This window comes from Pleurocapsa sp. PCC 7327, assembly GCF_000317025.1.
GTDB lineage: Bacteria > Cyanobacteriota > Cyanobacteriia > Cyanobacteriales > Microcystaceae > Hydrococcus.
In genome coordinates this window covers 1,205,011-1,212,500 of record NC_019689.1, presented here as the reverse complement: position 1 = coordinate 1,212,500, position 7,490 = coordinate 1,205,011, and the positions used below count along the sequence as shown (strand labels likewise).

The 7,490-nt window shown below is 47.1% G+C and carries 8 protein-coding genes (1 of these 8 running past the window's edge); 6 read left to right on the top strand and 2 right to left on the bottom strand.

The annotated features are described in order from the left end of the window. The 5 genes from PLE7327_RS05440 to PLE7327_RS05420 all read left to right on the top strand — a co-directional run. Nucleotides 1-584, top strand: partial view of a GuaB3 family IMP dehydrogenase-related protein gene (locus PLE7327_RS05440; RefSeq protein WP_041392833.1) — the 3' portion only. It extends 580 nt beyond the left edge of the window; only the last 584 of its 1,164 coding nucleotides appear in the window; its start codon lies beyond the left edge, outside the window; its stop codon occupies nucleotides 582-584. 596 nt (nucleotides 585-1,180) lie between these two features. Next, nucleotides 1,181-1,546, top strand: coding sequence for a Mo-dependent nitrogenase C-terminal domain-containing protein (locus tag PLE7327_RS05435; protein WP_015142861.1), 366 nt, complete (start codon nucleotides 1,181-1,183; stop codon nucleotides 1,544-1,546). A 49-nt stretch (nucleotides 1,547-1,595) separates the two neighbouring features. Then, entirely contained in the window at nucleotides 1,596-2,366 is a 771-nt protein-coding gene (locus PLE7327_RS05430; RefSeq protein WP_015142860.1) for a hypothetical protein, read from the top strand. A gap of 38 nt (nucleotides 2,367-2,404) precedes the next feature. Then, the gene (locus PLE7327_RS05425; RefSeq protein WP_015142859.1) at nucleotides 2,405-2,656 is read left to right on the top strand and encodes a hypothetical protein; all 252 of its coding nucleotides are present in this window, start codon (nucleotides 2,405-2,407) and stop codon (nucleotides 2,654-2,656) included. Nucleotides 2,657-2,732: 76 nt separating this feature from the next. After that, complete coding sequence (locus PLE7327_RS05420) at nucleotides 2,733-3,914, top strand: murein transglycosylase A (protein WP_015142858.1); 1,182 nt, start codon at nucleotides 2,733-2,735, stop codon at nucleotides 3,912-3,914. 155 nt (nucleotides 3,915-4,069) lie between these two features. Here PLE7327_RS05420 and PLE7327_RS05415 read toward each other — a convergent pair whose 3' ends face one another. After that, entirely contained in the window at nucleotides 4,070-5,659 is a 1,590-nt protein-coding gene (locus PLE7327_RS05415) for a S8 family serine peptidase (RefSeq protein WP_015142857.1), read from the bottom strand. 160 nt (nucleotides 5,660-5,819) lie between these two features. Here PLE7327_RS05415 and PLE7327_RS05410 point away from each other — a divergent pair, with 160 nt between their 5' ends. Next, nucleotides 5,820-7,196 (top strand): aminopeptidase P family protein, encoded by a 1,377-nt coding sequence (locus PLE7327_RS05410; protein WP_015142856.1) that lies wholly within the window; start codon nucleotides 5,820-5,822, stop codon nucleotides 7,194-7,196. On the opposite strand, the gene PLE7327_RS05405 is transcribed toward PLE7327_RS05410, so the two are convergent. Beyond that, complete coding sequence (locus PLE7327_RS05405; RefSeq protein WP_015142855.1) at nucleotides 7,193-7,477, bottom strand: FmdB family zinc ribbon protein; 285 nt, start codon at nucleotides 7,475-7,477, stop codon at nucleotides 7,193-7,195. The two genes, PLE7327_RS05410 and PLE7327_RS05405, sit on opposite strands and share 4 nt — an antisense overlap. Nucleotides 7,478-7,490: the final 13 nt, after the last annotated feature.

Here is a 7,490-nt window from a genome sequence, read left to right as displayed (position 1 = left end):
ATTGCGTGACCTATGAGGTGGCATTGAATTTAATGAAAGCAGGGGCGGCGGCGGTTTTAGTGGGTATCGGACCTGGTGCAGCTTGTACCTCTCGCGGCGTATTGGGAGTGGGCGTGCCTCAAGCAACAGCAGTAGCAGACTGTGCTGCTGCTAGGGATGATTTTGAGCGAGAAACAGATAAATATATACCCGTCATCGCCGATGGCGGCATCGTTACGGGAGGTGATATCTGTAAGTGTATTGCCTGCGGTGCGGATGCAGTCATGATCGGTTCTCCCATCGCCAGAGCGGCAGAAGCGCCCGGACGCGGGTATCATTGGGGCATGGCAACGCCCAGTCCCGTCCTACCTCGCGGAACTCGCATCAATGTAGGAACTACGGGAACGATCGCAGAAATTCTTACCGGACCTGCCAAGCTAGATGATGGAACTCATAACCTTTTAGGTGCCCTCAAGACCAGTATGGGAACCTTGGGAGCGAAGAATATGAAGGAGATGCAGCAAGTAGAGGTAGTCATCGCGCCTTCATTGCTGACGGAGGGCAAAGTTTATCAAAAAGCTCAACAGTTAGGAATGGGCAAGTAAATTTGTTAGGCGAGCCAAGCTCGCCCACTTTTTTCGGTATTTTTTCAATCTTTGATACGGGGTTACTGATACGGGGTTACTGCTTGCGCTGCTTGGTTTGGGCTTTGTCAAGTCGAGGTAATACCAATTCACAATTCACAATTATCAGTTTGCAATTAGTCAGCAGCTCTGGGTGTAAGGCTTTTTCATTGAGCATCTGTAGCCTTCTTTTTTAGAAATGATATAAGTATAATTGCGCAGAGCTAAAAACGAGCCGCGTGAAAATTAGGCGATCTTGCTGACGAATTTATTACTCCATAGGAGAGATGATGATAGCAACTAGAGATGAGTTCTCTGTTGGGCAACGAACATCGCAATTCGTCATTGTCTAAATGTCAGTCTTACATGCGGACGCTTTTCAGACAAAAATTGCGTGTTATCTCTAAAGAAGGAACCAATTTAGTAGATGCAGTTGTCACAATATACCTAGGCTCTTAGAAGTTTCTTATAGTTCGAGTCAGAAATATCGGAAATACTTACAAGGGTTTGTGTAGCTATCAAGTAGATAGTTTTGTTTTGTTCCTAGTCAACAAGAGTATTAAGCGTATTAAGCGAAGATGAGTTTAAACAATACTAGCACGAAGTCTATAGTTTTAAGCGGTTGGATTGAAAACGATCTCGCAAAGACTAAAACAAACGCCAAACGCTCTTTTAGCTGGAAAAGCGTCGATCTTCTCAAACCTCTGCGGATGCGGCTGAATTCTATTGAAATCGATCGCCCCAAGTTAGCGCATCGCATTTGTCGTCTCATTCCCGCTCGGTGTCCTTTTGCACGTAAAATTCGGCTATTTGGTCGCACGATTGCCAACATTCCTCCCTTGTGCAAAATTAACCCTCTCTACGAAGATTTAATGGCACTCCGTTTCCGCGCTCTTTGCTATCTGGCTGATGAATGTGGTGAGGATATCAGCGCTTATTGCTAAGATTCCTAAGTACCGTTTTTTATCTCAGCTAGAGGAAACTCCTTAAACTATGGCGATTATTGCGCTCAAAGCCTGGTATCTGGAGCATTACGCGCCAATCAAGGAAATTGTCAAACGACCTCACGATCTGCGTCTGAGCCGAAATAGCCTCCTCAAATCAGGAATGCGGGCTGATTTTTTGGACGACGCTCAAGCGATACAAGAATCGGTTTGGTTTCAACGCTATCTCGAAGGAAATCTGGTCGAGTTTTATATTGAGGGAAGTGGCAGCTATGTTATCTCAAATATCGATCTTCTCTCCCACGAAATTTACTTTACTAAACAGGACATTTCGGCTTGGTTAGAACCAATAGTCTTTTTGAGCTGCCAAAATGAATACCCTCAAGCCAGCGAGGCTTTGCGTTCGGCACTTGCAGAAGCCATAGAAACTTTCAATCGGCGATCGCGTTTTCCGATAACTTTAGAAGAATCCCTACGTTCTACGGATACGACCGTGCGGTTAAGCGAGACTCAATTGCGTAAAATTCGCAAAAGTTTATTATTTATCGCCGATGGAACGCCGATAACCAGCATTCCCCAAGAAAGACAACCCCAGTTAATTTTAAGCCCTCTCGTTTGCGTTGAATTGGGTTACGCACTCGAAAGCAAGCGAGCCGGTCAAATTTTGCTGGTGCAAATGGAACGTCCAGATTTAATTGGCAAGTTTTCCTTCGACTTACCCCAGCACCAACAGCTTATCTTTAAGACAGCGACTGAATTGAACAAAACTTTGCCTTCGATGCTGAAAACTCTACTGCAACGGTTTAATTTGCATTATTAGTCGCCGATAATAGTCTTAAAGAATTAAATCGAATTATCATGCCAAGAAAACCTGACGAATACGCGATTCATCTTTTCTTATCTAGCGGCCATCGAGAAGAAGTTCGTTTTACCAGCATTCAAGAGTTTCAGAAATGGTATAGCAACGAGCTAGTACCAAAATCAGATTCCCATGATTTTATGAACATACCAATTAAAAACGTTCAGGGAGAATACATGGTGGTACGTCCTTCTACCGTTGTGGCAATTCGGGTAGAACCAATCTTTTTCGGAAGCGTGGAACGCGATTGAAAATTATTGCGTCTTTGGATTTTGGATTGTCTTCAGCTCTCGACTAAAATTCTGAAGACAATCTCAATGTAAAATCATGAAAAAACGCATTGCCTTACTCTGTTTGGGATTGGGACTGATTTTTTCGACTGCTAACTGGCTTTGGGCAGCCGGGAAAGTTTCGCTAAAACCAATCGAGCAAAACGGGATCGATAAAACGTTAGGATTAGACGAGCAGCTTTGGGGTAGTCCCGAAAAAGCTGGAGATTGGAGAGCAATGCTGAGAGCGATCGACCATAGCTTGCGCTATCTAGAGAGCAATGCTGCTGTCAAGGCGTATCAAAATTATCCCATACCGGGAATTAACCGCGATCGCGTTCGTCGTTCTCTGCTCCGTTTTCGCGAGTTGTTGGTAAAGTCTCGCACGCCAAGGGAATTACAAGCAACCGTTCAAAAAGAATTCGTCTTTTATCAGTCGGTAGGCAATGACGATCGCGGTACGGTTACTTTTACAGGCTATTTCGAGCCTGTCTATAGCGCCAGTCGCAAACCTACTGCCGAGTTTCGCTATCCACTCTATCGAAAGCCATCTAACTTTTCGAGTTGGTCTAAACCCCATCCAACTCGTGCCGAATTGGAAGGGAAAGATGGTTTGTTGGGCAATAAAAGCCCTCTAGCAGGATATGAACTGGTTTGGCTGCGCGATCGCTTGGAAGCCTATTTAGTGCACATTCAAGGGTCGGCAAAACTTCAGCTTACAGACGGTCGAACGATGAGCGTCGGCTATGATGAAAGCACCGATTATCCTTATACCAGCATCGGCAAAGAACTGATTAAAGAAGGGATTTTTAAGCCAGAAGAGTTAAGCTTGCCTGTAGTCATCGATTATCTCAAAGACCATCCCCAAGAACTCGATAAATATTTACCCAGAAACGACCGATTTGTGTTCTTTAAAGAAACTCATGGTGCGCCCGCTAAAGGCAGTCTGGGACTTCCCGTCACTGCCGAACGTTCCATTGCTACCGATAAATCGCTCATGCCGCCTGGCAGTTTAGCATTGATCCGCACGCGAATTCCCTCTGCCGCTTGGAAGGGCGATTCAGGAATGCCCCTTGTCAGTCGCTACGTACTCGATCAGGACACTGGAAGCGCGATTAAAGGCATGGGACGAGTAGATATTTTTATGGGGACTGGAAAAGTGGCGGGCGATCGCGCTGGATTAATCAATCATAGCGGGGAACTCTATTATTTGCTCCTAAAAAATTATAAGGACTATTGACTCGATCGCTGATAAGTGCATAAACACAATTAATTACACGGGCAGGGCGGGTTTTGATATAACTCTAATGGTTGTTGAGTGGCAAGGCTTTTCCCTAAACCCGCCCCTACAAGATTTTGGGGAATTAATTTTGTGTACCTACTTAACAACTCTAGTCACTCGTCCGCTACCGTCCACCAAGCGAGGGCGTAAGGTTGAGTACCTTCATTGACCTGTTGGCGATAGCTGACGCGAATTTTGTAACGCCCGGACTTGGGAATGGGACAAAAAATATGTTCTACACTATCGACATCGCTGATTGACGCGCAGGTACTTTTAGCGGTGTTAGTTTCATCGGCGCTCATGAGATAGATATCGAGGTTATTCAAACCGCGATCGCGAAAATCCTCTCCGATATCGTACTGTTTATTGTTATTAGCATCGTTGAGTTCTACCAGGCGATTCCAGGTCAAAGTAATCGAGACAAAGCTATTGGCTTTTAAAGGTTGTTCTAGAACGTAATCGCGATCGCCATTAGCCGCCACCGTGCGATAATCCCAACCCCGGCTCGGAACGGGATTTTGAGGACTCCACCGACCTGCGCTAAATTGCTCGTAGGCGCGAAAAGCATCGAGATGTCCCGTACCCATTTCCATATCTAGCGGGATTTTCGGATCTTTGTAAGCATCGGATTCCAACCAATTGCGATTATTTTTGGTCAGGGTAGTGCGGGTCATGCCCAACAGCAGACCATCTCCCTTATCTTGAAGTTTGTCGGCTGAGTTGAGCAGGACGGCTTTCATAACCTCGTGGCGGCGGGAATCTAAACTCCAGTCCGAGCGAGATTTCCTCAACTGGCGATCGCCATATTCCTGCAAGAGCGCGATCGATGCCGTGATGTGAGGCGCGGCAAAACTGGTGCCGCTGACTTCATTGATGGTTCCTTTTAAATCGTAGAGTCTAATTTTATTACCGGGAGCGAGCAAACTTACGGAACGTCTCGTCCCGGCATTAATTTCTCGCTTAATCAGTCGGCTGCCGCTTCCCGTTGGTTGAGAACTTAAGTTGGCAAAGTCAACTTTTTTAAACTTGCCTTGCCGTTTGGCGGTGTAAGCGGTGGTAATGCCGTTGAAATGGTCGGTAGGGATGGGGATGCCGCCAGTTCCCTGATTTCCTGCGATCGTATAGAGAACGTTGTGAACCCGCGCCGACCAATCGATACATTGAGTTAACAAAGCATTTCCGTCGAGGACGGCATTTTCTCTAGCATCGCGCTGTAGGGACTCCCCAAAACTAAAATTAATTGCCCGAACGTCTCCTCCATTTTGCAGAGCGACGTGCTGAGAGGCAAGACATTCTTCTGGCTGTCCGCTTTCGGTAAGAGAGCCAATGGCAGCAGAATAAAGTTTAGCTCCCGGCGCGACTCCTGGCAGACGTTTGTCATGAGAGACCATGACGTTTGCCACCATCATCGCATGGTTATCGACATTTTCGTTAGGTTTGGCTTGCTTATTTCGATAGAATACGCCAGCCAGCGGGATAGGGGGATTCCAAGTCGCGGCTTTGTCTAACCCAAATTTTCCGGGTCTGCCGATTTCGACTTGCCCGATCGCGATTTTGCGACCGAGCAAATTGTAGGGATCTTGATGTAACTTATAAGCGTTAATGCCCGATTCTCCTACCGTACTGATATCTGACGCTAAAACGGGTGCAATTGTTCCCGAAACCGCAATTCCACAAGCTAGCCAAACCCATTTTTGACCCATAGATGCCTATCTAGTAATTTTTTTCTATAACTATCCTAGGCGCGATCGCAGCAAACCGATCGAGAAGGTCGCTCTCTTTTTTGGGGCTAGAGTAGCGATCGCTCGAGCTAGAACTATCATAAAAAAATACAATTGTTATCGCATGTAATGCTAGTAACTGATGCAGCTTGAAGATAGTAGCAACTCTCTCCAAGCAACCCTGCGCCAACGACGACAGCGCCTAGCTTGTATAGTCAAAACCCCCGTTATTCTCTGGTCGGGACGCGCTCCGGCTCGCAATTTCCCTGCCAATCGCTATCCGTTTCGCGCTAGCAGTCATTTCCTTTATTTTGCTGGTTTTCCCCTCGATAACGCCGCCATTCGCCTAGAAAATGGCAAGCTGGAATTGTTTCTCGATGACGCTTCCCCAGAAAGTGCCCTCTGGTACGGAGAAATGCCCAAACGCGACGAGATCGCCGCCAAAATGGGGGCGGATGCTGTCTATCCTTTTGCTGAGTTAGCCTCGCGGACTGCCAATGCTGCCACCGTTGCCGTGCAAGATATCAAAACCTATCAACAGCAATGCCAACTGTTGGCAAGAACGGTAGCGCCAGCCAACGCACCAGAAGGGATCGATCTCGAATTAGCCAAAGCCATTGTTTCTCTGCGATTGAGCCACGATACCGAAGCGCTAGCAGAAATTTGCCAAGCCGCTGCCGTATCGGTAGAAGCTCACCTAGCGGGAATAAAAGCAACTGCTAGGGCAAAGACGGAGGCGGAAGTTAGAGGGGCAATGGAAGGAGTAATAATTGCCCATAACATGCAATGTGCCTATAGCAGTATCGTGACGGTGCATGGAGAAGTATTACACAACGAACGGTATTACCACCCCTTGAAATCTGGAGACTTATTGCTAGCCGATGTCGGCGCAGAAACGCTCATGGGTTGGGCTGCCGATATTACTCGCACCTTCCCGGTTTCGGGAAAGTTTTCTTCCACCCAGCGCGATATCTACGATGTGGTCTTGGCGGCGCACGACACTTGTATTGAAAAAATGCGTCCTGGGGTAGAGTACCGAGATATTCATTTACTGGCTGCCTCAGTTATTGCTGAAGGATTAGTCGAGTTGGGCATTTTGCGGGGAAACCCTACTGATTTAGTGGAGATGGACGCTCATGCGTTGTTTTTTCCCCACGGTATCGGTCATCTTTTGGGCTTAGATGTCCACGATATGGAAGATTTGGGCGATTTAGCTGGATATGAGGCAGGGAGAACGAGGAGCGATCGCTTTGGTTTAAGCTATTTAAGATTGGATCGCCCCCTACGTCCGGGGATGGTCATCACCATAGAGCCTGGATTTTACCAAGTTCCTGCCATTCTAAATTCCCCCGAATTTCGCGCTAAATATCGAGATGTCGTCAATTGGCAGCGTTTAGAACGGTTTAGAGACGTGCGGGGAATTCGTATCGAAGATGATGTCCTCGTTACGGAATCTGGGACGGAAGTTTTAACCGCTCGATTGCCGAATGCTGCCGAGGAGATTGAGGCACTATTTTAATACCTCGACGGAGAATGACCGATCATCCAAGGTCGTCCGCTTTGGGGACTTTGATACTTGGGTTTTTCGGGTTCTCGCTCTCGCTTGACTAACTTGGGTTCCCTGACATTTCCCTGCTTCGCTTGGAAGCTACCGACGTTTAAATTGATATTAGGAGGCGAGAAAATGCGTTTGGCAACTCCCTCGCAACTGGGACATTGCACGGGTTCGCTCAGTTCGGCAATCGTGCGCCAAGCTTCAAACTCTCCGCAGGAATCGCACCGAAACTCATAAAGTGGCATAAGATACGCTCTT